Origin of the sequence: Ensifer sp. Root127 (assembly GCF_001425225.1) — a bacterium.
Taxonomy (GTDB): Bacteria; Pseudomonadota; Alphaproteobacteria; order Rhizobiales; family Rhizobiaceae; genus Ensifer; species Ensifer canadensis.
This window is the reverse complement of the sequence record NZ_LMDX01000020.1, coordinates 102,184-127,902: the sequence shown is the minus strand read 5'-3', so window position 1 is coordinate 127,902 and position 25,719 is coordinate 102,184. Positions and strand designations below refer to the sequence as shown.

Annotated in this window: 25 protein-coding genes; 5 read left to right on the top strand and 20 right to left on the bottom strand. The window is 61.6% G+C overall.

Features of this window, described 5'->3' with window-relative positions:
- The first annotated feature begins 442 nt into the window (after nucleotides 1-442).
- A complete protein-coding gene (locus tag ASD03_RS21665) occupies nucleotides 443-1,177 on the top strand; it encodes a response regulator transcription factor (protein ID WP_025428209.1) in 735 nt (244 codons plus the stop codon).
- A gap of 9 nt (nucleotides 1,178-1,186) precedes the next feature.
- On the opposite strand, the gene ASD03_RS21660 is transcribed toward ASD03_RS21665, so the two are convergent.
- The 5 genes from ASD03_RS21660 to ASD03_RS21640 all read right to left on the bottom strand — a co-directional run bounded on the left by ASD03_RS21660 (nucleotide 1,187) and on the right by ASD03_RS21640 (nucleotide 6,827).
- Complete coding sequence (locus ASD03_RS21660) at nucleotides 1,187-1,564, bottom strand: transposase (protein ID WP_128090485.1); 378 nt, start codon at nucleotides 1,562-1,564, stop codon at nucleotides 1,187-1,189.
- Between the two features lie 7 nt (nucleotides 1,565-1,571).
- Nucleotides 1,572-3,014 (bottom strand): HlyD family type I secretion periplasmic adaptor subunit, encoded by a 1,443-nt coding sequence (locus tag ASD03_RS21655; protein WP_025428207.1) that lies wholly within the window; start codon nucleotides 3,012-3,014, stop codon nucleotides 1,572-1,574.
- A gap of 15 nt (nucleotides 3,015-3,029) precedes the next feature.
- Entirely contained in the window at nucleotides 3,030-4,745 is a 1,716-nt protein-coding gene (locus ASD03_RS21650; RefSeq protein WP_025428206.1) for a type I secretion system permease/ATPase, read from the bottom strand.
- Nucleotides 4,746-4,846: 101 nt separating this feature from the next.
- On the bottom strand, nucleotides 4,847-5,464 hold the full coding sequence (locus ASD03_RS21645) for a hypothetical protein (protein WP_025428205.1): 618 nt from the start codon (nucleotides 5,462-5,464) through the stop codon (nucleotides 4,847-4,849).
- Nucleotides 5,465-5,744: 280 nt separating this feature from the next.
- Complete coding sequence (locus ASD03_RS21640) at nucleotides 5,745-6,827, bottom strand: hypothetical protein (protein ID WP_025428204.1); 1,083 nt, start codon at nucleotides 6,825-6,827, stop codon at nucleotides 5,745-5,747.
- A gap of 378 nt (nucleotides 6,828-7,205) precedes the next feature.
- On the opposite strand from ASD03_RS21640, the gene ASD03_RS21635 reads away from it, so the two are divergent.
- The 3 genes from ASD03_RS21635 to ASD03_RS21625 are packed head-to-tail and all read left to right on the top strand — an operon-like array spanning nucleotide 7,206 to nucleotide 10,839.
- Nucleotides 7,206-8,615, top strand: coding sequence for a DUF3300 domain-containing protein (locus ASD03_RS21635; RefSeq protein ID WP_025428203.1), 1,410 nt, complete (start codon nucleotides 7,206-7,208; stop codon nucleotides 8,613-8,615).
- 49 nt (nucleotides 8,616-8,664) lie between these two features.
- Nucleotides 8,665-9,597, top strand: coding sequence for a DUF2950 domain-containing protein (locus ASD03_RS21630; protein WP_225906282.1), 933 nt, complete (start codon nucleotides 8,665-8,667; stop codon nucleotides 9,595-9,597).
- Nucleotides 9,598-9,603: 6 nt separating this feature from the next.
- Nucleotides 9,604-10,839 (top strand): hypothetical protein, encoded by a 1,236-nt coding sequence (locus ASD03_RS21625; protein ID WP_025428201.1) that lies wholly within the window; start codon nucleotides 9,604-9,606, stop codon nucleotides 10,837-10,839.
- Nucleotides 10,840-10,857: 18 nt separating this feature from the next.
- Here the strand turns inward: ASD03_RS21625 and ASD03_RS21620 are convergent, their stop codons facing one another.
- The 12 genes from ASD03_RS21620 to ASD03_RS21565 form a co-directional block, all read right to left on the bottom strand.
- On the bottom strand, nucleotides 10,858-11,202 hold the full coding sequence (locus tag ASD03_RS21620; protein ID WP_025428200.1) for a cytochrome C oxidase subunit IV family protein: 345 nt from the start codon (nucleotides 11,200-11,202) through the stop codon (nucleotides 10,858-10,860).
- A 9-nt stretch (nucleotides 11,203-11,211) separates the two neighbouring features.
- On the bottom strand, nucleotides 11,212-11,934 hold the full coding sequence (locus ASD03_RS21615) for a heme-copper oxidase subunit III family protein (protein ID WP_025428199.1): 723 nt from the start codon (nucleotides 11,932-11,934) through the stop codon (nucleotides 11,212-11,214).
- A 9-nt stretch (nucleotides 11,935-11,943) separates the two neighbouring features.
- A complete protein-coding gene (locus tag ASD03_RS21610; RefSeq protein WP_025428198.1) occupies nucleotides 11,944-12,648 on the bottom strand; it encodes a cytochrome c oxidase subunit 3 in 705 nt (234 codons plus the stop codon).
- Complete coding sequence (ctaD, locus tag ASD03_RS21605) at nucleotides 12,645-14,423, bottom strand: cytochrome c oxidase subunit I (protein WP_025428197.1); 1,779 nt, start codon at nucleotides 14,421-14,423, stop codon at nucleotides 12,645-12,647. The genes ASD03_RS21610 and ctaD overlap by 4 nt, the downstream gene beginning before the upstream one ends.
- Before the next feature lie 32 nt (nucleotides 14,424-14,455).
- Complete coding sequence (locus tag ASD03_RS21600) at nucleotides 14,456-15,298, bottom strand: cytochrome c oxidase subunit II (protein ID WP_025428196.1); 843 nt, start codon at nucleotides 15,296-15,298, stop codon at nucleotides 14,456-14,458.
- Between the two features lie 140 nt (nucleotides 15,299-15,438).
- Nucleotides 15,439-15,825, bottom strand: a complete 387-nt coding sequence (locus tag ASD03_RS21595) for a cytochrome c family protein (protein ID WP_025428195.1) — start codon at nucleotides 15,823-15,825, stop codon at nucleotides 15,439-15,441.
- Between the two features lie 214 nt (nucleotides 15,826-16,039).
- Nucleotides 16,040-17,107 carry a sn-glycerol-3-phosphate ABC transporter ATP-binding protein UgpC gene (gene ugpC, locus ASD03_RS21590; protein ID WP_025428194.1) on the bottom strand — a complete coding sequence of 356 codons (1,068 nt, stop codon included), beginning with the start codon at nucleotides 17,105-17,107 and terminating at the stop codon, nucleotides 16,040-16,042.
- Between the two features lie 10 nt (nucleotides 17,108-17,117).
- A complete protein-coding gene (locus tag ASD03_RS21585; protein ID WP_025428193.1) occupies nucleotides 17,118-17,951 on the bottom strand; it encodes a carbohydrate ABC transporter permease in 834 nt (277 codons plus the stop codon).
- A gap of 4 nt (nucleotides 17,952-17,955) precedes the next feature.
- Complete coding sequence (locus tag ASD03_RS21580; RefSeq protein WP_025428192.1) at nucleotides 17,956-18,888, bottom strand: sugar ABC transporter permease; 933 nt, start codon at nucleotides 18,886-18,888, stop codon at nucleotides 17,956-17,958.
- Between the two features lie 100 nt (nucleotides 18,889-18,988).
- The gene (locus tag ASD03_RS21575; protein WP_025428191.1) at nucleotides 18,989-20,248 is read right to left on the bottom strand and encodes a sugar ABC transporter substrate-binding protein; all 1,260 of its coding nucleotides are present in this window, start codon (nucleotides 20,246-20,248) and stop codon (nucleotides 18,989-18,991) included.
- A 67-nt stretch (nucleotides 20,249-20,315) separates the two neighbouring features.
- A complete protein-coding gene (locus ASD03_RS21570) occupies nucleotides 20,316-21,488 on the bottom strand; it encodes a PLP-dependent transferase (RefSeq protein ID WP_025428190.1) in 1,173 nt (390 codons plus the stop codon).
- Nucleotides 21,485-22,201, bottom strand: a complete 717-nt coding sequence (locus ASD03_RS21565; protein WP_025428189.1) for a FadR/GntR family transcriptional regulator — start codon at nucleotides 22,199-22,201, stop codon at nucleotides 21,485-21,487. Before ASD03_RS21565 ends, ASD03_RS21570 begins: the two co-directional genes overlap by 4 nt.
- Nucleotides 22,202-22,346: 145 nt before the next feature.
- Here ASD03_RS21565 and ASD03_RS39235 point away from each other — a divergent pair, with 145 nt between their 5' ends.
- Entirely contained in the window at nucleotides 22,347-22,601 is a 255-nt protein-coding gene (locus tag ASD03_RS39235) for a hypothetical protein (RefSeq protein ID WP_025428188.1), read from the top strand.
- A 168-nt stretch (nucleotides 22,602-22,769) separates the two neighbouring features.
- Here the strand turns inward: ASD03_RS39235 and ASD03_RS21555 are convergent, their stop codons facing one another.
- From ASD03_RS21555 to ASD03_RS21545, 3 genes are all read right to left on the bottom strand, one after another.
- Complete coding sequence (locus ASD03_RS21555; protein WP_038576383.1) at nucleotides 22,770-23,873, bottom strand: aminopeptidase P family protein; 1,104 nt, start codon at nucleotides 23,871-23,873, stop codon at nucleotides 22,770-22,772.
- A 228-nt stretch (nucleotides 23,874-24,101) separates the two neighbouring features.
- Nucleotides 24,102-24,788, bottom strand: coding sequence for an XRE family transcriptional regulator (locus ASD03_RS21550; protein ID WP_198956869.1), 687 nt, complete (start codon nucleotides 24,786-24,788; stop codon nucleotides 24,102-24,104).
- Between the two features lie 192 nt (nucleotides 24,789-24,980).
- Nucleotides 24,981-25,673: a GntR family transcriptional regulator gene (locus ASD03_RS21545; protein WP_057216157.1), complete on the bottom strand. Its 693-nt coding sequence runs from the start codon at nucleotides 25,671-25,673 to the stop codon at nucleotides 24,981-24,983.
- Between the last annotated feature and the right edge of the window lie 46 nt (nucleotides 25,674-25,719).

Below are 25,719 nucleotides of genomic sequence, written 5' to 3'. Positions count from 1 at the left end.
CTCATAACCTGAAGGCCGCAGGTTCAAATCCTGCCCCCGCAACCAAATCAAAAAAAAAGCCCGCCAGGTAAATCCGGCGGGCTTTTTGGCGTTCTGGGACCAACTCCAAAGCGATGATCAGGCGGAAGGTATCGCCGGAACGGCAACCGGTTCAGCGTCCATTTTGACAAAACGAGAGCGGTATCTCGCCGAACTCGGTTGCAAAATTGTGACCGCTGCGATGATAGGCTTTCGATCATCGTCGCAACGAACTGGGTGTATTTTACTACTCAAGATATGTTACAGCGCCCAACGCCAGTGAGTGCGCTTAAAAAAACCGTATGTTGTCAACGGTTTGCCGGGACTGGTCCGATCGGATTAATCCCCATTTTCTCATGACATGATGCATGTTCGGGCATAGTATGCTGACCTTAGAGGTTGCAAACATCCTGGGGGTCGGCTCGTGTCCATCAGTTCAGGAACGCTGCGCCGCAAAGGGCGCAATGCACCCACCGGTATCGTCGTCGAACCGCATACTCTCGCCCGCACTGCCATTGTCACGCTGCTGGAGCGCGAACTGGCGGGGTGGACCTTCATCGACATGATCTCGACCGCGAGCCTGGACAGGGCACTCGGTATGGACATCCGTCTGATTACGCTGGATCTGGCGGGGAGGGACGTCGGAAGCAGCAGTCTGCGTTCCGATCTTGCGGCCATCTCCGAGCGTTTCTCCGATGCGCCGATCGCCTTGCTGTCGGACACGGACGATATCTCGATGGCAACGCAGGCGCTGCAGATGGGCATCCGCGGCTTCTTCACAACGTCGCTGCCAATCGAAATCGCTCTTGCGGGCCTCAGGTTGGTGCTGGCGGGCGGTGTGTTCTGTCCGCATCCGCTGGGGACCTTTGGCGATGGGACAGCGCTGCATTTGAGGCCTGAAGAGGCTGACCCCGCCAGGCGGCCGCGCCGCGACGATCTCCTTCATGCCGACTTCACGCCGCGGGAAACCGATGTTCTGGCTGAGTTGCAATGCGGCTCGTCCAACAAGGTTATCGCCGGCAAGCTGAACCTCTCGGGGCATACCGTGAAGATGCACCTCCAGCACATCATGCGGAAGCTGCAGGTTCAGAACCGCACGGAGGTCGTTGCCCGACTGGGCGGCAGGGCATCGCCGCGCAACGGATTGGCGATACCATAGTCGCTATCGTTATTTCGAGGCTTTCGCTAGCATCTCGCTCAGTGTCGCGGCCGTCAACATGGCTTCGGCCAGCAGTTTTTTCAGCTTCTGGTTTTCCAGCTCCAGCGCGCGTATGCGCCCAACGTCGAAGCCGACGGTTCGAAGCTGTGAGGATTGCCAGCGGTAGAAGGTCGGCTCGCTGATGCCATGGCGGTGGCAAACTTCCGCTACCGTCGCGCCGGTCCGATGTTCCCTCAGAATACCCATGATTTCGTCGTCGTCGAATTTTCGTTTGCCCATTATCGTATCCTTCGGCCGGATCAGGGGTGCCCGCGAGCCAAGAGTGGGGTGCGTCGGCAACAACGGAGCCGCACCTTCATTTGCACCGTGCACGGAGCCACCGGCCAAGGCTGTGTCAGTCCTCACGAAATGCTCTGTTGAAACTGTCAAGCAGTGGTCTCAATGCATAGAGCGCCACGCTGTTCGTACCCGTTTCGATCAGCGTTTGGGCCGGCATGCCCGCGACCAACTCGACCTCGCTCATCGTGGCCAATCGTTCATCAACGACATGGATCGTCGCGGCGTAGTAGGATTGGCCGGTCTGCTTGTCGACCAGACGGTCCGCCGAGACATATTCGACCTGACCTTTCAGCAGCGGGACCCGACGCTGGTTGTAGGGGAGCAGATGCACCTGCGCCGTGAGGCCGGGATGCACGAGATTGATGTCCTCTGGCCGGACGCGGGCGGTGACGATCAGGCGGCCTTTGCGTGGAACGAGATCGACAAGCGGTTCACCGGCGCCGATAACGCCGCCGGTTGTATGGACCCGCAAGTCCATGATCACGCCGTCCTCAGGCGCCCTGATCGCAGTTCGCGCAAGCTGGTCGTCGATCGCACGCAGCCTTTCGCTCAGTTGCAGGATCTGCGTTTCCGTTTCGCGCATGGTTTGCGCCACCTCGTTCAGGCGATCGCTTCGAAGCTTGACGAGATAGGCCTGGGCTTCGCTGATCACTTGATAGGCACGGGAGATCTGGGCGGCGCTTTCGCCGACCCGCCCGCTGATATCGGCCTTTTCCCGTTGCAGATTGAGGACACGGCTCTTCTTTTCCAGCCCCTTCTTGGTCAACGTCGTGACGCTCTCCAACTCCTGTCTGGAGATTTCGACACGTTCGCTCAGAGCCGCCTTCTGTGCGGTGAGACCGGCGACCTCCTGCTGCACCTGTTTCATCTTTTCTTCAGTGATCGCAATTTCGGCGCGCATGACCTGGCGGCGGGTTTCGAAAATCCGCTGCTGACCGGTGACGATCGCGTTGATCGCGGGATTGTCGACCATGGCGGCCAGCATTTCGGGCGGGTAGGTTATGCTGTCGGCATCGTCCTGCTCGGCAAGCAAACGCGCATGCCTTGCCTCCGCATCCCAGAGCTGCCCCTTCAGGCTGTCCCGCTCCGAGCGGAATTTGGTGTCGTCCAGGTCGATCAGGATCTGGCCGGAGGTAACGGTATCTCCGTTCTTGATGCGGATCTGCCTGATGATGCCGCCTTCGAGATGTTGGATGGTTTTGCGGCTGGATTCCGGTTCGACGACCCCCGAGGCGACTGCCGCGCTGGTAAGCGGTGCCAATGCCGACCAGGTGCCGAGGCCGACGACGAAAAAGCCGATGAGCAGGTTGCCGGTCCTGGCGACGGAGCGAAGCCGCGACATCGGCGAGGCGGCGGCGAGTTCGATCGGCACGAGGCCGTCGGTCGGCGCATAGGTAAGCAATTTGCCGATTTGACCTTGCGCCTTTGCCAGATGATTGGCCGCGCTGCTTGCAACAGCGGATCGTGATGGAGGCCGGTCGATCTGTGCGGGGAGCATTGTGCGATCCCCCTCCTATGTTCCGGTCCGCGCCGGCGGTTGAAGATGAGTCTCAAAAATCTGTTCGCTGTCGCCGAAGGCGTCGACCGTGCCGTTGCGCAGGATGGCGATCTTGTTGGTGACAGGCAGAATTCCCATGCGATGGGTGATGACGACGACGATCATGCCGCGCGACCTCATCCGCGATATGGCGGTGAACAGCTTGCGCTCGCCGTCGTAGTCGAGGCTCGAATTGGGATCATCGAGCACCACCAGCGACGGATTGCCGTAGGCGGCGCGTGCCAAACCAAGCTGCTGGCGCTGCGCCCGCAGGAGCAGGCCGCCGCCTTCGCCGATATCGGTGTCGTAGCCCTTGGGCAGTCGCATGATCGTTTCATGCAAGCCGACGAGCTTGGCCGCCTCGATCGCCTTGCCGGGGTTGGATCCGTCCAGCCGGCCAATGACATCCTTGACGGCGCCGCCGAAGAGCTCGATGTCCTGCGGCAGGTAACCGACATGGCGTGTGCCCGCGCAAAGCCGCAGGGCGGAGATATCGACGCCGCCGAGAAGTGCACATCCGCTCGTGGCCGGCTCGACGCCTGCCATGATCCGGCCGAGCGTCGACTTTCCCGATCCCGATGGTCCGATCAGGGCGACGCAGTCGCCCGGCGCCAGGCGCAGGGTTACGCCCCGCAATATCTGGCGATCGGCATAGGGCAGGGTGTAGCCGACACTGTCGAGGATAAGGCCGCTCGGTTCCGGCACGGGAACCATGCGCGCGTCGCTGTCAGCGGCGACCGCAATCAGCATCTGATTGAGCCGTTCGAAGGCGCTGCGGGCAAAAGCAAAGGAGCGCCAGGCACCGATCGCCCCTTCGACCGGGGCAAGGCCGCGGCCGAGCAGCAGGCTGGCAACGAAGATGATGCCCGGACTGCTGTTTTCCTCGAGCACCAGCCAGGTGGCAGCACCCATCATCAGGATCTGCGTGAGCGTACGCACGGATTTTGACAGGCCAAGAATGATCTCGGTGCGCTGCATCGCGGCATCCTGTGCCTTCCTGGCCGCTTCGGCGTCGCGGTAGACGATCTGCGCGGCGCCGTCCTGCATGCCCATCGCACGGATAACCTGGATGTATTTGAGCGCGGTCGCAAAGCGCACGTAGCTGCGCGCAAGGGCGCGGTTGGCGTGGGTGAGCGGACGTCGGGTCGCCAGTTCGGTGAGGACGGCCAGGAGCAGCAGCGAGACGGCGCTCAGCACGCCGATCACGCCGAGCAGCGGATGGACGAGAAACAGCAGCAGCAGGAACACGGGCGCCCAGGGAACGTCGAAGAGCAGCGAACTTGCCGGCGAATCCAGAAACTGCCTGAGCGTCGACAGGTCCTTGTAGCAATCGGTCGCAACTGCGGTGCTGGTACGGGCGCCATATTCGAAGGAGGCCGTGAGAACCACCGGGCGCAACCGGTGATCAAGCCAACTGCCGATGCGCGACAGGGCGGCGCGGCGAACGATATCCAGGAGCGATCCGACCACCACGGCGACCGCAACGATCAGCGTCAGCATCACCAGCGTATCGGCGCTGCGGCTCGACAGCACGCGATCGTAGATCTGCAGCAGATAGATGGAGGGGGTGAGCAGAAAGAGATTGTAGCCGCAGCTATAGAGGAAGACCAGGCCAAAGGCGCTGGCGCAGGCCCTGAGGGCCATGACCAGATGCGTTGGTTCGCGCGGCGTGGGTGTCGAATTGGCTGTCATTATCAGATCTCGGTGCAATCGATTCTGACAAGGCAAGGGCTTGGCAAGACGCATGCAAGGATGAGGATCGTCGGCCGAAACCGGCGATCCTCATGAAAAATTCACGAACCGATGTCGTTGAGGTCGATCGATCCGAATGCGTTGATGAAATGGTCGAGCGCGTTCGAGACCGATGTGGTTTCGGTCGTGGTGTCTATGTCCGTTGACGTGTTGGTTTCCGTGAACGGATTGGTGTGAACCAAGGCCGAGGAGATATCGCCGCCCTGTGCAAGGTTGCCATTGCCGCCATTGCCGCCGACGCCGGCGAGAATGGTTGCATGCTGGTCGGCCAGGAACTGGGTGTTCTGCGTTGCCGTTGTGTCTGCAGCAACCGCTGCAACATTACCACCGCTGGTGTTGCCTTGATCGCCATTGGAATAGGCGTCGCCGCCGGCGCCGCCCGAGCCGTTGTTGGTCAGCACGGCCAACAGGCCGTCCCGTGCCTGGGCAAGTCCACCGTCGCCGCCGTCACCGGTTCCCCATCCGGCGTCCTGCCATACATGATCGCCGTTGTAGAGCTTGGTGTAGGCACCTTCTACCGTTTGTGAATTGGCGACATAGGCGACCGGATTGTAGTGAATATCACCATAGTTGAAGCCGTCGCCGCCGTTGCCGGCGCTTGCATCGCCAGCATTGGAGTCGGTGAGGTTGATCGTGTCAGATGCTTGCGGAATAGGCATAGCGTTGCTCCTCTAAGTATCGTGACCCCCGTGTTCTCTTAAGCGGTTCGGTGCCAGCGATACCGTTTGGCAGACGGGGTAACCGCGATTGAATGGTGAGCGCTATCGAGCGTGCGAACTAGCTGGATATTCGGTGACGTCCCTTTGGGCGGGGTATGGGGCGCTGGCTTGCCATGCGGGAGTGCGTGGTATCGGCGACAGACAAACGCACCCGACTGCGGGTGCGTTTTGACATTCGTGCCGGGTCAGGTTCGAAACGGACTGTGCGAGCTGTCCGACTTCAGATTCCATCGACAAGGCTGAGGATATCGTCCACGAGCGCCGAATGGGCATCCGACAGATTGCCCTCACCGCCAAGACCACCGACGCCAGCCATCTGTAGCGCGTGCTGGTCGAAGAGCACGTGATCAAGCTGCTGGGCATCGGCCGTGCCACCGGCCGGTACCGCAATGTTGATCGGGTGGAAATAACCAATGCTGACATCGACCATGCTGCCGTTCGAGTAACCGGACCCACCACCGCCAGCCATCTGGTCGCCGGTGAAGATCGTGTCGGACGACAGGTTGAAGCCACCGCCGGCACCGCCGATACCGGCGATCTGCACGCCGCCCTGATCGAAGATGGCGTTGTTGGTCTGGTGAGCCGAGGCGGCTCCGCCGGCCGCACCGATGGCGATGTTGATCGGCGAAAACACCGCCACGTTCACATCGATCATGCTGCCGATGAAGGTGCCGTCACCGCCGTGTCCGGCGAAGTTGTCGCCGGTGAAGGTGATGGATGTCCCATGGTTGGCGGATGTGCCGCCGCCGGCAATGTTGTGGTCGCCGCCCGATCCGCCGATGCCGCCGATCTGGGTGGCGCCTTGCAGCATTGCCGCGTTGTTGGCCTGATTGGCCGTCGCCGTCGATCCCGGCCCTGCCGCAACGGCGGTATTCACCGGGGCAAATACCCCCACATCCGTGCTGACCAGGCTGCCGATGAAGGTGCCGTGGCCACCGCCGCCGGCATTGCCGCCGCCGCTGCCCGCAAGATTGCCGCTGCCGCCGTCGCCTCCCATGCCGGCCATTTCGGTGGCGTGCTGGTTGATCAGGGCGTCATTGCCCTGCTGCGCATCCGCGGCCGAATGCGGGCCGGTGATAGCAGCGTTGGAGGGCATGAAAACGGCGAGCGTATTGCTGTCGAGGGTACCGATGCTGGTGCCATTACCCCCGGCACCGGCCGAATTGTGGTCCGGATCCGGAACGAGATCGAGGGGAAGCCAGGTGGGGACCAACGCGAGATGCCCGCCGGCAGCGGTCGCGACCGTGTTCTGATTGGTGTTCGCATTCGGCGCCGCTTCCGACAAGGGACGATTTTCCGTCATTGCCGTTTCTCCAATCCACGGTTCAGCCCAGGCCCTGCGATATCGCGCAGGACATGGGTCCGCATTAAACCGCTATTCTGAAGCCAGATGCTGGAAAAGAAGAGCCTGCAATTCGTCTACATCCAATTGGGCAGGACCCGGCCGTTTGGGCGTAGGGCGGCAGGCTCGTTGCGCCAACTTGGCACAACCTATGGTGTGTACCGTCGTGTGGTCATCATTTGTGCATTGAAAAAGAGAGAGCGTATGCAATAGTGTCAACCAACACTTGCGGCGGCCGATGCGCTGCCAACATATGAGACCAGCAGACAGGCAGATAGAAACCCACGCACCAGCAGGCAAGACAGGTGACGCAACAGTGCGTCCGAACGGGGAGGGGAAATGGCAGTGAAGAGTGTCATCCGTTTGCATCGATCGATCTGCTTCCTGGCGACTGCGTGTTTGTTGATACCGGAGCCCTACACTTACAACTTTAGCGCCTTTGCGCAGGAGCAGGCGGCCACCGATCCTTCGGCTGCCCAGCAGGCCGACGCGGACACGCCGGAGCCGCTCAGCGAAGAAGAGCTCGAAATCCTTGTCGCCCGCATCGCGCTTTATCCAGACGAACTGGTCGCGCTCATCGCGTCGGCTTCGCTCTTTCCGCTGCAGATCGTCGAAGCTGAGCGTTATCTTGATAACCTCAAGAAGAACAAGGACCTGAAGCCCAAGGACACGTGGGATGGCAGCGTCATTTCACTTCTGAACTATCCCGATATCGTCAAGATGATGAGCGAGGATATCGATTGGACGCAGTCCCTTTCCGATGCAATGGCCTACCAGCAAAAGGATGTGCTGATCGCCATTCAGCAGCTGCGCGACAAGGCGGTCGCTTCAGGCGTGCTCAAGACCGACGACAAGATGAAGGTCGTTCAGGAGAACGACAACGTCATCATTCAGGCGGCCAATCCGGAAAAGATCTATGTGCCGCAATACGAGCCGGAGATGCTCTACGCGCCAAACTATGCGCCCCAACCGTTGTCCTACTATCCCGAGCCCTATCCGAACTACTACTATCCAACGGCGACGTTCTTTGCCGGTGTGGTCACCGGCGCGGTGTTCGGTGCGATGGTCGATTGGGACGACTGGGGTGTTTGGGGTGGGCGCTACAATGGCGACATCGACGTCGACTGCAACAAGTGCTTCAACAACGTCGATATCAACGGCAAGGTCAAGTTCAACGACATCGACTGGAAGAATGTCGACCGCAGCAAGATCAATATCGACAAGGACCAGTTCGCCAAGTTCGACCGTTCGAACATGAAGAACAGCATCGAAGCCAACGGCAATAACAACATCCGCGACAAGGCCAAGATCACCAGAAGCGATGCGAGTGCCAACCTGCGCCAGAAGGTAGACACGGGCTCCTTCAAGGATCTGAAGGATGTTCGCAGCAACAAGATCGATGGTGCGAAGAACCGGCCGGCTAATGCAAGGCCGAACGCTGGATCCGCGGCGGCGCAGCGGCCCGGGAACATCTCGAAACCCGGCGGCGGTTCCGGCGGCAAGGCCAACCGACCGGCGAGCAAGCCGCGTCCGGCAGGAAAAGCCGACAATCGTCCGCGCAAGCCATCAGGTCTGGGCGAAGTGCGGCCGGGCAAGGTGACGCAAGTGCAATCGCGGCGCGGCGGCCAGGCGATGGGTGGCGGCGCCCGCAGTGGGGGCGTGCCGCATCGGTCCGTTGGACACGGCGGCGGCGGTGGGGCTCGCCATGGTGGTGGCGGTGGACGCGGTGGTGGCGGACGTCGTGGTTGAGCGCGAGAAACGGGAGGGTATGGTCATGACCAGGTATCATCGTCAGAGCATGATTTTCCGTTCGGGTGTCGGGCTGCTGCTGCTCGGCCTGTCGGGCTACGCCGGAGCGACGTTGGCGGCAGAGAGCCAGCCGGCCGAACTTGCAGACTATATCTCGCAGACCGATCCTCCCACCTTCGACGATTCGGACAAGGCGGCTTCAGCCTTCAAGGATGCAATGAGTTCGAGCGATTTCGGCAAACTTGCCGCGCTGCTGGGCCTTGATGCCGAAAAGCTGAAAACAGGCGAAGGTGTGATGAACACCTACGAACAGATCAAGGCGGGTGCCGCCAAAAAGGTGATCCTGACCGACGCGGGCGAAAACAAGATTGTCGAGATCGGCGATCAGCTCTGGCCCTTGCCCTTCCCGATCGTCAAGGGGGAAGACGGCAAGTGGGCGTTCGACACCTATGCCGGGATCGAAGAGATCATCAATCGCCGCGTTGGTGAGAATGAGCTTGAGGCGATCAACACGGCGCGAGCCTATGTGGACGCGCAGGAAGAATACACTCAAGAAGATCACGACGGCGATGGCGTGTTCGAATATGCCCAGAAGCTGATTTCGAGCGAAGGCAAGACCGATGGCCTCTACTGGCCGGCAGAGCAGGGGGATGGTGACAGCCCTGCAGGCGATCTTTCGCAGGCTCAATTGGACAAGGCCAAGGCCGACGAAGGCTATTATGGCTACCGCTTCAAGATCCTGACGCGGCAGGGCGGAAACATCGCCGGCGGCTCCTACGATTATGTCATCAACGGCAACATGATCGCAGGGTTTGGGCTGGTGGCCTGGCCGGTGAAATACGGTGAGACCGGCGTTCATACCTTTGTCGTCAACCGGAACGGCATCGTCTATCAGGCGGATCTCGGCGCGGACACCGCTGCGATGGCGCGCGATATCAAGCAGTTCAATCCCAACGACAACTGGACCATCACCGAGGATTGAGCGCCATTGAGTATTGAAGAAAAGGTTCGCAAGAGCGCCGAACAGGGAACGGCAACATCGCCGCGCCGCGATCTTTCGCCGGGCGAGTATCTCGCCGCGCATGGCGGGCCGTTTTTCGAATTGCAACGCCGGCTCGGGTTACTACGCGAACATGCGCTGAAGACCGGAAGGCGCGCGCTGTTGTTCGTAGCGCTTGCCTGGTTGGTGCCGTTGCTGCTTGGGCTGCCGCGCAGCTTTCTTTCCGTCGACGCGCCAGGCTCCTATCTCGGTGATCTGGGCGTCTGGGGCCGGTTTGCCATCGGCGTCGGCGCGTTTGTGCTGGCCGAACAGCAGGTCGAGCGCGGATTGCACATCAAGCTCGGGCAGTTCCTGAAGGCGCCGATCGTCGCGCCGGGCTCGGTGCAGGCATTTGGCGACGCCGTGACGGTTGCGCTTGCCCGCCGCGACTCGCGGCTAGCGGAGGCGGTCTGTCTTGGCTTGGCGCTTCTTGCCGCCATCTTTGCCTACCTCAACATGCGCACGTCGGGTGTCGCATCCTGGGCAGTCGACGTCTCCGCGGAGGGGCGGCGGATCACGGCGGCCGGCTGGTGGACGATCGTCGTCAGCCAGCCGCTGTTCGTGTTCCTGTTGCTGCGCGGGCTGTGGCGACACCTCGTCTGGGCGCAGCTTCTGCGCCGGATCGCTCGACTGGAACTTCGGCTTGTCGCGACGCATCCAGACGGCAATGGCGGGCTCTCTTTTCTTGCGAGCTATCCCAACGCCTATGTTCTCTTCATCTTCGGTATCAGTGCCGCGATAGGTGCTGCGATCGCCAAGCATCTGCTGCAGGAAAGCCTGACAACCACCACCTTCAGCACGATCGCAACCGGCTGGCTGGTGATCGTGCTGGCGCTCTTTGCCTACCCGCTGTCGGCTTTCTCGAAGCCGCTTGGACAGTTGAAGGAGCGCAGCCTGTTGATGCTGGGGACGCAGGCGACCCGCTATCACCGCTCAAACGAGCGGAAGATACTGGGCACCAATGTGGTGGCGGCAAGCACCGACGAGGTTCAGCAGCAGGCCGATGACATCGCCGACCCGACGAAACAGTTTGAAACGACGCGCAAGCTGTCGGCGATGCTGTTGAGCCGCACGGCAGTCGTGCCGGTGGCGGCAGCTGCCCTCCTGCCGATCGCCGCTGCCGGCGTCACCATTCTTCCCTATAAGGAAGTGTTCTCCGTCCTCAAGAAGTTGCTGTTGCTCTGAGCGGTGCAAACTTCCCGGTCATGGCGCGGCACCAAAGAAGGTGAGGCGGCTGAAGAGCACGTAGTGCGATTCCGATACCATCAGCGCGACGAAGACCAGTACCAGAAGCGGCGGCAGCAGGATCGCGTAGATCAACGCCAGACGTTCCCAGGCCATATGCATGAAGACGGCAACGATGAGCCCCGCCTTGAGCATCATGAAGATGAGGATCAGCGACCATCTGAGATAGCCCTGCAGGCCGACGTAATCGACCAGGTAAGAGAAGGTGCTGAGCACGAAAAGTAGGCCCCAGACCAGCAGATAGAGACCGATCGGGTGCTGTTGGTGCTCTTTGACCGCGATATGTGCCGGTGCGTCAGTCATGGCTGTTCCTCACCAGAGATAGAAGAATGCGAAGATGAAGACCCAGACGAGGTCCACGAAGTGCCAGTAAAGGCCGGTGATTTCGACGATCTCGTATTGCCCCTTGCGGCTGGTGAAAAAGCCGCGCTTGCCGGTTTCGAAGTCGCCGCGCCAGACCTTGCGCGCGATGATCAAGAGGAAGATGACGCCGATCGTCACGTGCGTTCCGTGGAAGCCGGTGATCATGAAGAAGGTGGAGCCGAACTGCGGCGCACCCCACGGGTTGCCCCAGGGCCGAACGCCTTCGGAGATCAGCTTGGTCCATTCGAAGGCCTGCATGCCGACGAACGTGGCGCCGAAGAGTGCCGTCAGCATCATCAGGATCGCCGTCTTGCGCCGGTCGTGGCGATAGCCGAAGTTGACCGCCATGGCCATGGTGCCGCTCGATGAAATCAGCACGAAGGTCATGATGGCGATCAGGATCAGGGGGACGTCCGAACCGCCGATATGCAGCGCGAAGACCTCGCTCGGGTTCGGCCAGGGGACCGCGGTCGACATGCGCGCCGACATGTAGGCGACGAGGAAGCAGCCGAAGACGAAGGTATCGCTCAGGAGAAAGATCCACATCATGGCCTTTCCCCAGGAGACATTCTTGAAGGCGCGCTGATCCGATGCCCAATCGGCGGCAAAGCCGGCGAGACCCGAAGGCCGGGGCAAGGGCTCTGTGACAGGTGCATGTGTCGGCGCGGACATGGGCGGCTCCTAGGTCAAGATTTGCCGGCAGAGGTCGATGAAGTCGTTGGCCCAGCCGGAAAACAGCGCAAACAGCACGAGCCAGACAGCGAGCATGAAATGCCAGTAGGTGGCGCAGAGCGTGATTGACAGGGTCGCCCTTTCATCGATCGGCCCCTTGCGCGTGGCGAGAATGGTGCGGGCAAGCGCGATCAGGCCGCCGACGATGTGCAGGCCGTGCATGCCGGTGATCATGTAGAAGAAGCTGTTGGCCGCATTGCCGGTGAGGAGGTATCCGGCATCGGTGAGCTCGCGCCAGGCGAAGACCTGGCCGACGAGGAAGCCGAGGCCCAAGGTAAGGGCGGCGATGAGCGCCGTGCGGCTTGCTTCGTCACGGTGGCGTTCGGCCGATACCTTGGCGGCATGAAGCATCAGGCTTCCGGCAGCGAGCACCGCCGTGTTCAGCCATAGGAGAGTCGGCATCGGCGTCGACCACCAGTCGGTCGATGCCATGCGCATGAAGTAGGCGCTGATGAACAGGGTGAACAGCGCGCCGACGACGGCGAGAAAGACGCCGAGGCCAATTTTGGCCGGTTCGATCGGGTGGCGGCCCTGCGGGCGCGGGTCGTGGTGGTGGCCGACCTCCAGCCAGGGCTTCGACATCATCCGCTGCTGCGACAGCCACCATCCCGCGATCGCCGCGATGACGGCGAGGAAGATCAGTGTCACGCTCATGTCGCGGTCTCCCGCGTCAGGTTGTCGGGGCCGGGCTGGTTCTGTGGGATGAAATCCTCCGGTGCGCCGGGCACGCTATAGTCATAGGCCCAGCGATAGACCACCGGCAGATCCTTGCCCCAGTTGCCATGGCGTGGCGGCGTTTCCGGCGTCTGCCATTCGAGCGTCGTTGCCCGCCATGGATTGCCGCCGGCCTCGCGGCCGTGGCGAATGCTCCAGACGAGATTGAAGAGGAAGACGATCTGCGCCGCGCCGACGATGAGCGCAACGATGGTGATGAACTCGTTGAGCGTGTGGGCCGAGGCCGGGACAAAGGCGGTTTCGCCCATCTCGTAGTAGCGCCGGGGCACGCCGATCAGGCCGAGATAGTGCATCGGGAAGAAGATGAGGTATGCGCCGACGAAGGTGACCCAGAAATGAAGCTGGCCCATCGCCTCGTTGAGCATGCGGCCGGTGACCTTCGGATACCAGTGATAGATGGCGCCGAAGATGACGAGGATCGGCGCGACACCCATGACCATGTGGAAATGGGCAACGACGAACATCGTATCGGAAAGCGGCACGTCGACGACGACGTTGCCGAGGAAGAGGCCGGTCAGCCCGCCATTGACGAAGGTAACGATGAAACCGAGCGCAAACAGCATCGGCAGGTTGAGATGGATATCGCCGCGCCACAGCGTCAGCACCCAGTTGTAGACCTTGAGCGCGGTCGGCACGGCAATGATCAGCGTGGTTGTGGCGAAGAAGAAACCGAAATAGGGGTTCATGCCGCTGACATACATGTGGTGCGCCCAGACGACGAAGGAAAGCGCGCCGATGATGACGATCGCCCAGACCATCATGCGGTAGCCGAAGATGTTCTTTCGGGCATGGGTACTGATGAGATCGGAGACGATGCCGAACGCGGGAAGGGCGACGATGTAGACTTCGGGGTGGCCGAAGAACCAGAAGAGATGCTGGAACAGGATCGGGCTGCCACCGCCATGCTGCAGCTGTTCGCCCATTTCGACGATCGCCGGCATGAAGAAGCTGGTGCCGAGCACCCGGTCGAACATCATCATGACGCAGGCGACGAAGAGGGCGGGGAAGGCGAGCAGCGCCATCACCGTCGCGGTGAAGATGCCCCAGATCGTCAGCGGCATACGCATCAGCGTCATGCCGCGTGCGCGGCCCTGGAGCACCGTCACCACATAGTTGAGCCCGCCCATGGTGAAACCGATGATGAAAAGGATGAGCGAGGAGAGCATCAGCACGATGCCCCAGTCCTTGCCTCCGGGTGTGCCTGAAAGCACGGCTTGCGGCGGATACAGCGTCCAGCCGGCGCCGGTCGGTCCGCCGGGGGCAAAGAAGCTGGCGACCAGCACGAGCACGGCGAGAAGGTAGAGCCAGTAGCTCAGCATGTTGGCGTAGGGAAACACCATGTCGCGTGCGCCGAGCATCAGCGGGATCAGGTAGTTGCCGAAGCCGCCGAGAAACAGCGCGGTCAGCAGGTAGATCACCATGATCATGCCGTGCATGGTGATGAACTGGTAGTAACGCTCCGCATCGATGAAGGCGAAGGCGCCGGGAAAGCCAAGCTGCAGGCGCATCAGCCAGGAGAGAACCAACGCAACCATGCCGATGGCGATGGCGGTCGAGGCATATTGCACGGCGATGATCTTGGCGTCCTGGCTGAAGACATAGCGCGTCCACCAACTGTGGGGATGGTAGAGTTCAACATCCTCCACCTCGGCGTGTCCGAGCGCGCCATCTGTGCCTGACCGGATGTCGACCATCTATACTCTCCCAATTGCCGTCGGGGCGCCTCCTACCGCGCCGGGGCGGCATTTTCTGCCTGTGCCGTTTCCTTCGTCTGCGCTGCTGCCATCAACTGCGAAAAGGTCTGCTGGCTCGCGAGCCAGGTCTGATAGTCCTCCGCGCTGTCGACGACGACGGTACCGCGCATCTGCGGGTGGCCGACGCCGCAGAGCTCCGCGCAGAGCACTTCGAAGGTGCCGGTGCGCGTGGGGGTCAGCCAGAAATAGGTCACCATGCCGGGCACCATGTCCATCTTGGCGCGGAACTCCGGCACGTAGAAATCATGCAGCACATCGACGGAGCGCAGCAGCACCTTGACCGGCTTGCCGATCTCGAGGTGCAGCTCGCCGCCTTCTATGACGACGTCATCCAGGGCGGCCGTGTCGTTGCGGTTGAGGCCAAGCGAATTTTCCGGCGAGACGTCGCGTGTCTCGGAGGTGCCGAGCTTGCCGTCGACGCCGGGCAGGCGGTAGCTCCACAACCATTGTTGGCCGACGATTTCGACCTCGCTAGCACCGTCGGGAACGGTGACGAACTGATGCCAGACGAACAGGCCAGGCGTCAGCATGGCGGCGACGCCGAGCGTCGTGCCGGCGGCAAGCCAGCTTTCGAGCTTCTTGTTCTCAGGTTCATAGGCCGCCTTGTTTCCCGGGCGGTGCCGAAAACGCAGGACGCAGTAGGCCATGAACAGGACGACGGCGACGAAGACGACGCCGGTGATCCAGAAGGTGATGATGAGTGTATTGTCTATGTAGTTCCAGTTGGACGCGATCGGCGTCCACCACCATGGGCTCAACAAATGGAACAACACCGATCCGGCGGCCAGCAAAACCAGAATAACCACCACGGCCATTTCTTGTCCCTCCTCGCCGCTCGCGGCTGTGGGCATGAATACGCAATCCGTAGAGTTCTAAATGCAATTATTGCACGAACGGAAAATACTCGCAATTGACCGTTCGGTTGAGCGTCTGCCGGCAACTCAACCCATTTCGTCTACTGCGAATATTGCTTGAGATAGGCGAGCAGGTTGGAGATATCGCCTTCGTCCTTCAGGCCGGGAAAGACCATCTTTGTGCCCTTCACTTTCGCCTTCGGATTGTGGAGATAATCGCGCAGCGTCGCCTCGTCCCAGACAAGCCCACCCTTGCCGGCATCGATCATCGCCGGCGAATACTTGAAGTCCGGATGCGTGCCGGCTGTTCTGCCCAGCACATGATTGAGCGAAGGACCGACCTTGTTGGTGTCGCTGTCGGCGACATGACAGATGGCGCATTTCTTGAAGACGGTCGCGCCGGCCCCCGCATCGCCCTCTTGCGCGAGGGCGGCGACGGGACAGAGCAGCGTTGTCGAAAAGGCAAGGGCAACAACAAAATTTCGCATGACACTTCCTCAATATCGCCGGGCGCGGGGCAAGGAAGGCTATCGTCAATTCATCGTATTGGCGGTACTTGCTTCTCTCAATTGGGCGCCACGGGCGGTTGATACTTGCGACGGCATGACGGTACGCCTCGTCCGGAAGATGTCAATCTCCGGTCTTGGGCGATATCGCTCGCGCCGCGTCACTTTCCGCCAGCCGCTACGGCCGGCGCGGCAATCAGACCCGATTGCCGGCGGCGTCGAAGAAATGCAGTCGCTCGGGCGGCAGTCGTACCGGGATTTCGCCGGCTGCATTGAGGAAAGTGCGGTCGTTGGTAAAGGCCTTGAAGCTGGCCTTGCCGAAGGACAAATGCAGGATGATGCCGAAGCCGGTTGGTTCGACCAGGTCGACCGTTGCCTTCAGCGCATCCGGCGCCGTGGTGCCGAGCTCGACATGTTCCGGCCGAATGCCGAGCGTCGTGCTGGCCCCGTCAATCAGTTCCGCATGCACTTGCGCCGGAATGGTTACGCCGCCCGCAGTCTCGAAACGTGGCGCTTCGCCGTTTCGGTAGGTGCCTTCGAAGAAGTTCATGCCGGGSGAGCCGATGAAGCCGGCAACGAAGAGGTTTGCCGGACGGTCGTAGAGATCGAGCGGGCTGCCGACCTGCTGCACGAAACCGCCGTTCATGGCGACGATCCGGTCGGCAAGTGTCATCGCCTCGATCTGGTCGTGGGTGACGTAGATCGAGGTGGCGCCCAGATCCTTGTGCAGCTTCTTGATCTCGGCGCGCATCTGTTCGCGCAGGCGCGCGTCGAGGTTTGACAGCGGCTCGTCGAAGAGAAAGGCCTTGGGTTCGCGCACGATGGCGCGGCCCATGGCGACGCGCTGGCGCTGGCCGCCGGAAAGGGCGCGCGGGCGACGCTCGAGCAGCGGGTCGAGACCGAGCTTCGACGCAGCACCGGAGACGACGCTGGCGATCTTTTCCTTGGCCGTCTTCCGGAGCCTTAGGCTGTAGCTCATGTTGTTGGCGACCGACATATGCGGATAGAGCGCATAGGACTGGAACACCATGGCGATGTCGCGGTCCTTCGGGGCCAGTTCGTTGACGCGTTTTCCGGCGATGCGGATTTCGCCTGACGTCACGCTTTCAAGGCCGGCGATCATGCGCAGCAGGGTGGACTTGCCGCAGCCGGACGGGCCGACCAGCACGACGAATTCGCCGTCGCCGATCTTCAGGTCCACATCGTGCAGGACCGGGTGGATGCCGTAGGATTTACGGATGTTGGCGATATCGATGGAAGCCATGGTGGTATCCTCAGCCTTTGACCGCGCCGGCCGTCAGGCCCTGGACGAGATAGCGTTGAATGAGCAGGAAGAAGAGGCAGGCCGGGATCAGCGCCAGCACGCCGGCGGCCATCATCTGGCCGAAGTCGACCGAGAATTTCGACACGAAGGACAGCAGCCCGACCGGAAAAGTCGCCTGGTCGTTGCCCGAGATCAGCATCAGCGAAAACAGAAGCTCGCTCCAGGCAGCGGTGAAGACGAAGCCGAGGGTTGCGGCAATGCCCGGAAGCGTCAGCGGCAGGATGATCTGGCGGAAGGCCACGAACTGGGTTGCGCCGTCGATCATCGCCGCCTCTTCGAGATCCTTCGGAATACCGTCGAAGAAGGACTGCATCAGGAAGGTGGCAAACGGCACGTTGAAAGCGGTGTAGACGATGACGAGGCCGGTCAGGCTGTTGGTGAGGCCGAGCGGCGACAGGATCTTGAAGATCGGTGCGACGAGCATGACGAGCGGGAACATCTGCGTCAGCAGCATCAGCGCCACCAGCCAGTACTTTCCGCGGAAGTTGAAGCGCGACAGCGCGTATCCCGAGAGCGAGGCAAGGATGGTGACGATGATCGCCGTCGAGCCCGAAACGATCAGGCTGTTTTTGAAGAACACCGGGAAGGCGCTGTGGCGCAGCACGAAATCGAAATGCTCGAGGCTGGCGCGCGAAGGCCACATCCGAATGCCTTCGGAGTAGAGCAGGTCGTTGGGCGTGACTGCGACCTTCAGCAGCCAGTAGAGCGGGAAGAGCGCGAAGGCGATATAGGCGAGGATCGCCAGTCGATGTGCGGCTACGAGAAGGATGGGTTTGGCGCGCATGGTCTCAATCCTTGCTCAGCAGCCATTGGCGCAGGATGACAATCAGCATGGAGTAGGCGAGCAGCAGTGCCAGAAGCACCAGCGCGATCGCCGAAGCGTAGCCGAAGTCGAGCCGCTTGAAGGCCTGGGTGAAGATGTAGCTGGCGACGATCTGGGTGCGATCGGCCGGACCGCCATTGGTCATGACGATGATCAGGTCGGCGAAATTCGAGATCCAAACGGTGCGCAGGAGAATGGTGATGGCGATCGTCGGCGCCAGGAAGGGCAGGGTGATCGACAGGAACCGCTGCACCGGGCCGGCGCCGTCGATGCTGGCGGCTTCATAGAGATCACGCGGGATCGCCTGGAGGGCGGCAAGCAGGGTGATGGCGAAGAACGGGATGCCCCACCAGACATTGGCGATGATCGGCCCCCACATCGCCAGATGCGGATCGGAAAGGATGTTGGACGGCTCGCTCATGATGCCGAGCGCGTAGAACCAGTGTGGCAACGGTCCGACGACCGGATTGAACAGCCAGGACCAGTTGAGACCGGCCAGGAAGCTCGGCACCGCCCAGGGCAGGAAGACGAGCGCCTGCGCCAGGCCTCGGCCGTAAAACGGCTTGTCGAGCAGCAAAGCGAGGATCAGCCCGAGGAAAAACTGCAGGAAGACCGAGGCGCCCGTCCACCACAGCGTGTTGCGCAGCGCCCGGTAGAAAGCCTGGTCCTGCGACAGCGCCCGGAAGTGGTCGAGGCCGATGAAGGCGCCGGAGAATGGATTGAGCAGCTGAATATCGCGGAAGGCGTAGGAGACGCCGAGCGCCAACGGCACCAGCATGACGGTGACGATCAGGATCAGCGCCGGCGCGCTATAGAGATAGGGCGCAGCACCATCGGTGATACGCTTCATCAGCGGCCGGCGTGCGGGCAGGCCGTCATGGCGGGCGGCATAGGCCATCGGTCGAAATTTCCCCTGTGCGGCCGCCGGTTTTTTGGCGTGCCCTGTTCTCAACATATCGAGTGACCGGCGGCGGTGAGGTCCGCCGCCGGTCGAAGGCTCACTTCTTGGCGAGGTGCTTCTGCTGCGCCTTGGTGAGGTACTCGGCCCACTGGTTGGCGAGATCCGTCGGCGTGATGTCGCCGAGTAGGGCTTCCTGCGTCGTCTTGATCGCCAGCGAATCCTTGAAGAAGGCGAATTCTTCGAGGTAGGTCGGCATGACCGTCAAAACGACGTCCTTGTCGGCAAGCTCGTCGAACCAGCCCTTGAACTGCGGGCTCGCATAGAACGGATCCTTTTCCGCCGCCTTGTGGACGGGCAAGGCACCGGTGCGCTTGTTCCACTCGATGTTGCCTTCGGGCCCTTCGAGCGTTTCGATCAGCTTCCAGGAGAGGTCCTTGTTCTGGCTCGCCGCAAGCATCGACCAGCCGGCAAAGCCGATGGTGGTGAAGGCCTTGCCGCTCGGTCCCTTCGGCATGGTGGTGACGCCGAAATCTTCCGACTTCATCCGCTCGGCAATGGCGATCAGCGCGTCCGGGTCCTGGTCGAGGAAGGCGCAGGTGCCGCTATAGAAGCCGGCGACGATTTCGTTGAAGCCCCAGTTGACGCTGTCCTTCGGCGCCAGCCCCTTCTTGTAGAGGTCGATCACCCAGGTGAGACCGTTGACCCAGCCTTCGCTGTTCATGGTCGACGTGCCGTCCTCATTGAAGAATTTGTTGCTGCCGGCCATGGTCGCGCCGAACATCACCCAGCCGTTGAGGCCACCAGGACCGCCGCGCAGGCAGTAGCCGGATTTGCCCGGCAGCTTGGAGACGGCTTCCGATGCCTTGACGAAATCGTCCATGGTCTTCGGCGGTTCGCTGACGCCGGCCTCCGACAAGAGCTTCTTGTTGTAGAACATGGCGCGCAGATAGAAGCCGTAGGGCAGCATGTAGGCGGTGTTCTTGATGTCGCGGCCGAGCTCGAGCGTACGCTCGGTCAGGCCCGGCGTGTGCTCCCACTTTTCGAGATAGGGCTCGAGGCTTTCAAGCATGCCGTTGTTGGCATAGAGCGAAAGCCAGGTGTCGGGCATTTCCATCACGTCGGGCAGCTCGCCGGCCGAAACCATGGTCGCGAACTTCTGGAAGGCTTCGCCCCAGGGCAGTGAGATGATCTCGACCGTGGTGCCCGGATTTGCGGCTTCAAACTTGGCGACGATCGATTTCAGCGTTTCGGTGCGCTCGGGGCTGGTGATGACCTCGACCAGCTTCAGCTTGGTATCGGCCAGTGCACTTCCTGCCATCAGGGTGGCAAGCAGAGTGGCGGTAATCAGTTTCCTCATATTTGTTCCCTTTGTTTTTTGATGGTTGATCCACATGCAATGAGCGGGATGCGGCATCCCGCTCCTGTCAGCCTGACGAAGCGGCAGACATCGCCGCTTCAAGATCGCTCCAGAGGGCCTCCGTTCCCTCCAGGCCGACATGGAGCCGTACGGACCGCGGTGAGATGCCGAAGGCGGCCGCGGAATTGGGCTGGGCTTTCTGTGACAGCACGACTTCGCCCGGCACGATCAGGCTTTCGTGTCCGCCCCAGGAAACGCCGAGCTTGAACAGGTCGAGGTGGTCGGCGAAGCGTCTGACATCGACGCCGTCGCGGAAGATGAAAGAGAAGAGACCCGATGTGCCGGACAGGCCCGGCGGCAAGGTGTTGCCAAGGCCGGGATGGCAGACGGTCTCGACCAGCGGATGGGCCTGCAGGCGCTGCGCTACCGTCAGCGCCGAACGCTCGTGCGCCTTCATGCGGATCGGCAGGGTGCGAAGACCGCGGATCAGGAGCCAGGCATCGAAGGGCGAGAGCTTGCCGCCGAGATAGGGGTAGGCTTCCGAACGGATGCGGCCAATCAGGTCCTTCGAGCCGGCGACGACGCCTGCGACCACGTCGCTGTGCCCGCCGAGATATTTCGAGGCCGAATGGATGACCAGATCGACGCCGAGCGAAATCGGCTGCTGGAAGATCGGGCTCGCCCAGCTGTTGTCGATGGCGGTGAGGATGCCCTGCTGTTTTGCGAGTTTTGCCAGTGCTGCCACGTCATGGGTGTCCATGACCCAGCTTGTCGGGCTTTCCATGTAGAAGAGCTTGGCGCCGGGCAGAGCCCTGGCGACGGCCTCCTCATCGCGGCCGTCGACATAGGTCACCTCGACCTTCATGCGCTTCAGATGGGTGCCGAAGAGCCGGAAAGCGTCGGGATAGACATGGTTGACGGCGACGATGCGGTCGCCGGGCTCGACGAAGGACATCACGGTGGAGGAGATTGCCGCCATGCCGCTGGCAAAGCCGATCGCGTCCTCTGCCCCTTCCAGTTTCGCCAGCATCTCCTCGAACATGCGCACCGTCGGGTTGAGGCCGCGGGTGTAGATCGGCCGCACGCGTTCGCCCTTGTAGGTCGCGACCATGTCGTCATAGTCCTTGAAGGTGAACAGCGAGGTCTGGACGATCGGCGGCACGACGGCGTCAAAGGCATTGCCCTCGTCGTGCGCGACGATCAAAGAGGCGTGGTCGAACGGATCGAAGCCGTTGTTCATTTGGACATTTCCTTGATGTCTTCCTCGACGATTGCGAGGATTTTCAGCGTTTCTTCGCGCGCGGTATCGGGATCCTTTGCCGCGATCGCGTTGAAGAGGGTGCGGTGGAATGGGAAGGAACGGCGGGCGAAATCCGAACGGTCGAAGGGCTCTTCCCAGAAGCGTTCGAAGGCTTCCCGCATCTGTTCGAGCAACTGCCGGAACAAGGGATTGTGGGTGGCGTCGTATATCGCCAGGTGGAAGGCGAGGTCTTCCGGGCCTGAGGTGCCCTTGGCGATGTGCACCCGCTCCATCTCATTGAGCTTCACTTCGATGATCTCAAGGTCTGCGTCGGTGCGTCGGCGCGCTGCGACCATATTGGCTTCGACTTCAATGCCGCGGCGGACCTCGAGCGTCATCAAAAGCACGTCGCGAAGATGCCCGGCGTCGAGCGTCAGCGGCATATGCACGGTGCCGGCCGAGATGGCGCGCAGCAGATAGGTGCCGCTGCCCTTGCGCGCTTCGACGACGCCGAGCGCCTGGAAATGGCGGATGACTTCGCGCACGGTCGAGCGCCCGACGGCAAGCGCCATCATCAGTTCGCGCTCCGCCGGTAGGCGATCGCCGGCTTTCAGGCCAGATTGTTGGATGTAATCGGCGAGCGCGGCAATGACCTGTTGCGCCCGGTCGGCGGGCGGCAGTGGCAGAAGCGCTGCTCTTGCTTGTTCAGTCATTCAGCCTCCCCCTCGGCGCCAAATTGGTCTGACATCTGATCAATATGACCAAGGCACGGGAAGTCGTCAAGCAGGAACTTATAAACACGCGTCGGTTGACCCGGCACTCCGCACGGAGTGATATGGCGAAGCAAGGAGTTCGAAGATGAAGAAAACAGGACGTCTGCTCGTGGCCCTGGCGGCGATCGCAATCGCTGCCGGCACTGCTACGAGCGGTGCCGAGGCGCAGATGCGCACGGGCAAGGGCGAGTATTACCAGGGCATCAAGCGCGCGCCCTATGGCAGCTATCTCTGGATCTGGCCGCCAGAGTGGAGGCGGGAACCGGTCTATCAGCAACGGCCGCAGAACCAGCCTGCCAGCGGCAAATCCGACGGCCGCAAGAAGACTTACGCGCAATAGCCTACTGCATGTTTCCTTAAACCGTATTCGATTTAAGGATAAAAACATGCAGTAATTCAAAGTGCTACAGCGACCTTTGCGCGTCTAATAAGACGCGCGGCGCTGTAGCGGCCAGTGTGTGGCAGGGACAAAGAAAAGTGGCGCCCGAGGGCGCCCCAAAATTCCGTATCAGATTTGCGCGATATGGGCGTCGCGCGGCAGCGACGACAGCACTTCCGGCCCGTCCGCGCGCAGGATGACGATATCCTCGAGCCGGATGCCGAAGCGACCGGGCAGGTAGATGCCGGGTTCGATCGAGAAGACCATGCCTTCCTCCAGAACCGTTTCCGACGTTGCCGTGATGTAGGGTGGCTCGTGGCCGTCGATGCCCATGCCGTGACCTGTGCGGTGGACGAAATATTCGCCGTAGCCGGCGTCCGCGATCACCTTGCGTGCTGCATCGTCCACGGTCTTGGCGAGAACGCCTGGACGAGCCGCCTTGAGCGCTGCCTGAACGGCCCGCTCGACGATCGTGTGGATCTGGCCGTAACCTTCCGGTGCGCGGCCGACGATCGCCATGCGGGTGATGTCGCTCGGGAAGCCCTGCTTGCGGCCGCCGATGTCGATAACGACGGCGTCGCCTTCGGCAATGACCCGTTCGCTGGCGGAATGATGTGGGAAAGCGCCGTTGCCGCCGGCGCCGACAATCCAGAAGGCCGGTGCCGCACCTTCGGATAAGAAGTGCGAGCGGATTTCTGCGGCCAGTTCCTTCTCGGTCATGCCGGGGCGGATCTTGGCGAAGGCCGCCTGCATGGCGCGATCGGCGATGCCGGCATTCATCTTCAGCAGCTCGTATTCGCTCCTGTCCTTGCGCATGCGCAGGGCACCGAGCGTCTCAGGTGTAAAGTCGCGGGCAGTGTCCTCGGGCAGATTGTCGATGAGCAGCAGCGCGAAATCGGCGCGCATGGTCTCGTCGATCACCACGCGGCCGGGCTTTTCCGCGCCGATCCCGGCAAGCGCCAAAGTCAGAGCCTCAACTGGTCCTTCGGCATCGGACCAGTTGTAGAAATCGATATCCGTATGTTCGCGGGTGCCCTCGGCATTGAGCGCCGGCATCAGGAAGGCTTCCTTCTGCGGGCCGATCAGCAGCAGGCAGGGGCGTTCGTCGGGATGCGGATGATAGCCGATCAACCAATCCATGTGCGATCCGGGGGCGAGTGCCACCAGCCCGCTGCCGGTTTCGTTCATCTTGGTCCGCAGGGCGGCAAGGCGTGCTTTCGTCTGTTCTTTCATGGCGTTTCCAGTTCTGGTTCCGGCAGGGTTGTGGGTGAGGTGAGGGGCCGCGCGTCGCTCTCGTGTTCGGGCGTCGATCGACGCGCGGCGGTCGCTAGACGCAGGCGTCCAGACGAAAGGCTGGTGATCTGATGGGCGCAATTGCTGACGCGTTTGCGCATGCAGCAATTCAAAGCGCTACAGCGACCTTTACGCGTCTAATTAGACGCGCGGCGCTGTAGGGCGATCCTATCCGGCGCCCTTGCCGGGGCTTGCCGAGGCACTGCGACGGTCCTCGGCGCGTGTTACCGCGAATGCGCCTTCCGGCGTCTCCATTGCCTGCGCGTCGCCGAAGACATCCATCGTGCAGGTGTGCAGGATCACCGTCGGTTCGCTGGTGTGGTTCCAGGTGAGGTGGGTCAGACCCGACAGGAAATGTGCGGAATCGCCCGTTTCCAGCACCGTCTCTTCGCCATCAATCTCGATCGTCAGTGCGCCCTGGAGAACGAAGAACATCTCTTCGCCCTCGTGGGTCATGGCTTCGCTGCGGTGGCCGGGCGGTGTGTGCACCACGGTGCTGCGCAGAACGCTGCCGGGAAAGGAAGCCGACAGGCGTTCATAGGATATGTTGTTGTCGGGCGACCCAGCGAGCGCATAGGCGCGGCGCTGATCGTGGCGGGTAAATGGCGTTGCCACCCTCGGCGAATTGAGGAATGTCCCGACCTCGACCTTCAGCACCCGACAGACCGCGACCAGCGACGTCAGCGACGGCACGGTGATGCCGCGCTCGATCTGGGAGATGAAGCCCACAGAGAAATCGGCCCGATCGGCAACTTCCTTGAGCGTCAGCTTCAGGGCCTTGCGCCGCTCGCGCAGCCGATCGCCGAGCGAAGGAAGCTCCGATGCCGGATCACCCGGCCGAGACTGCGAATCCACTGTGAAATCCCCCTCATCCCACATCCTCCCCCAAGGGAAGATCTCCTGCGTGGGTACAGACATACACGCCCGGAAATCGCTAGGATTTCAGGGCTATGCACTTGTATTTCCTGAACTTTGCTGCGGCGATCGCGGCTTGTCAATGAAAATTTTAGCCACACTAAAATTTCAGTTGATGGCGTTGGTTTAATGTCAGGCTGCAAGCTTCAGCAGGCGCGCGACGGCCTGCTGGTCGAAGCCGCCGATACCCTCGCGAATATCGGCTGCAATGGCATCGGCAACGGCATCCTCGTCGCGTTGGCGCAAGGCGTCGATCGCCTCGCGATGGCGGTCGACGACATAGAGTTCGCTCACATGCTCCATGGCGATGCCGAGGATCGGACCCAGTTGCAGCCAGACGCTTTCGATCAGCGGCATGACGATCTGGTCCGGATTGGCGGTGTAGATCGTCCGGTGGAAGGCCTGGTTGGCGATCAGCGCCGCCACCTGGTCGCCGCGTTGGATTTCGTCCTCGATGCTGTCGTCGATCGCTGAGATTCGTTCGATCTGCCGCTCCGAAAGATGGGCGACGGCTCGGCGCGCGGCATGGCTCTCGAGCGCGATGCGAAGCGATATCAGCTCTTCGAAACGGGCGGGCGTGATGCGCGGCACGACGATGCGGCGGTTTTCAAGGAATTGCAGAGCGCCGATGGAAGTGAGCTGCCGCAGGGCCTCGCGCACCGGCGTCGGGCTGCTCTCCAGCGCTTCGGCAAGCCCCCTGATCGTGACCGAAGTGCCGGGGCGGAAGCTGCCGACCATGATCGCCTGGCGAAGCCTGGCAAAGGCATAGTCATGCGTGGTCATGCCCTCTGGCCGGTCGAGAAGAGGCAGCGATGGGGTCTTCAAATCAGCAGGCTCCTTCTGCCACGCGGGAATGATCGCGGGCTGATAA

Bases quoted from the DNA above. Each gene is read 5' to 3' on its own strand.
- ASD03_RS39235 (WP_025428188.1), top strand. From the start codon at position 22,347: ATGAAGAAAACAGGACGTCTGCTCGTGGCCCTGGCGGCGATCGCAATC.
- ASD03_RS21600 (WP_025428196.1), bottom strand. From the start codon at position 15,298: ATGGCCGTGGTGGTTATTCTGGTTTTGCTGGCCGCCGGATCGGTGTTG.
- ASD03_RS21645 (WP_025428205.1), bottom strand. From the start codon at position 5,464: ATGCCTATTCCGCAAGCATCTGACACGATCAACCTCACCGACTCCAAT.
- ASD03_RS21630 (WP_225906282.1), top strand. From the start codon at position 8,665: ATGATTTTCCGTTCGGGTGTCGGGCTGCTGCTGCTCGGCCTGTCGGGC.
- ASD03_RS21585 (WP_025428193.1), bottom strand. From the start codon at position 17,951: ATGCGCGCCAAACCCATCCTTCTCGTAGCCGCACATCGACTGGCGATC.
- ASD03_RS21580 (WP_025428192.1), bottom strand. From the start codon at position 18,888: ATGGCCTATGCCGCCCGCCATGACGGCCTGCCCGCACGCCGGCCGCTG.
- ASD03_RS21635 (WP_025428203.1), top strand. From the start codon at position 7,206: ATGGCAGTGAAGAGTGTCATCCGTTTGCATCGATCGATCTGCTTCCTG.
- ASD03_RS21615 (WP_025428199.1), bottom strand. From the start codon at position 11,934: ATGTCCGCGCCGACACATGCACCTGTCACAGAGCCCTTGCCCCGGCCT.
- ASD03_RS21610 (WP_025428198.1), bottom strand. From the start codon at position 12,648: ATGAGCGTGACACTGATCTTCCTCGCCGTCATCGCGGCGATCGCGGGA.
- ASD03_RS21555 (WP_038576383.1), bottom strand. From the start codon at position 23,873: ATGAAAGAACAGACGAAAGCACGCCTTGCCGCCCTGCGGACCAAGATG.
- ASD03_RS21570 (WP_025428190.1), bottom strand. From the start codon at position 21,488: ATGAACAACGGCTTCGATCCGTTCGACCACGCCTCTTTGATCGTCGCG.
- ASD03_RS21575 (WP_025428191.1), bottom strand. From the start codon at position 20,248: ATGAGGAAACTGATTACCGCCACTCTGCTTGCCACCCTGATGGCAGGA.
- ASD03_RS21655 (WP_025428207.1), bottom strand. From the start codon at position 3,014: ATGCTCCCCGCACAGATCGACCGGCCTCCATCACGATCCGCTGTTGCA.
- ASD03_RS21595 (WP_025428195.1), bottom strand. From the start codon at position 15,825: ATGCGAAATTTTGTTGTTGCCCTTGCCTTTTCGACAACGCTGCTCTGT.
- ASD03_RS21620 (WP_025428200.1), bottom strand. From the start codon at position 11,202: ATGACTGACGCACCGGCACATATCGCGGTCAAAGAGCACCAACAGCAC.
- ASD03_RS21650 (WP_025428206.1), bottom strand. From the start codon at position 4,745: ATGACAGCCAATTCGACACCCACGCCGCGCGAACCAACGCATCTGGTC.
- ASD03_RS21565 (WP_025428189.1), bottom strand. From the start codon at position 22,201: ATGACTGAACAAGCAAGAGCAGCGCTTCTGCCACTGCCGCCCGCCGAC.
- ASD03_RS21640 (WP_025428204.1), bottom strand. From the start codon at position 6,827: ATGACGGAAAATCGTCCCTTGTCGGAAGCGGCGCCGAATGCGAACACC.
- ctaD (WP_025428197.1), bottom strand. From the start codon at position 14,423: ATGGTCGACATCCGGTCAGGCACAGATGGCGCGCTCGGACACGCCGAG.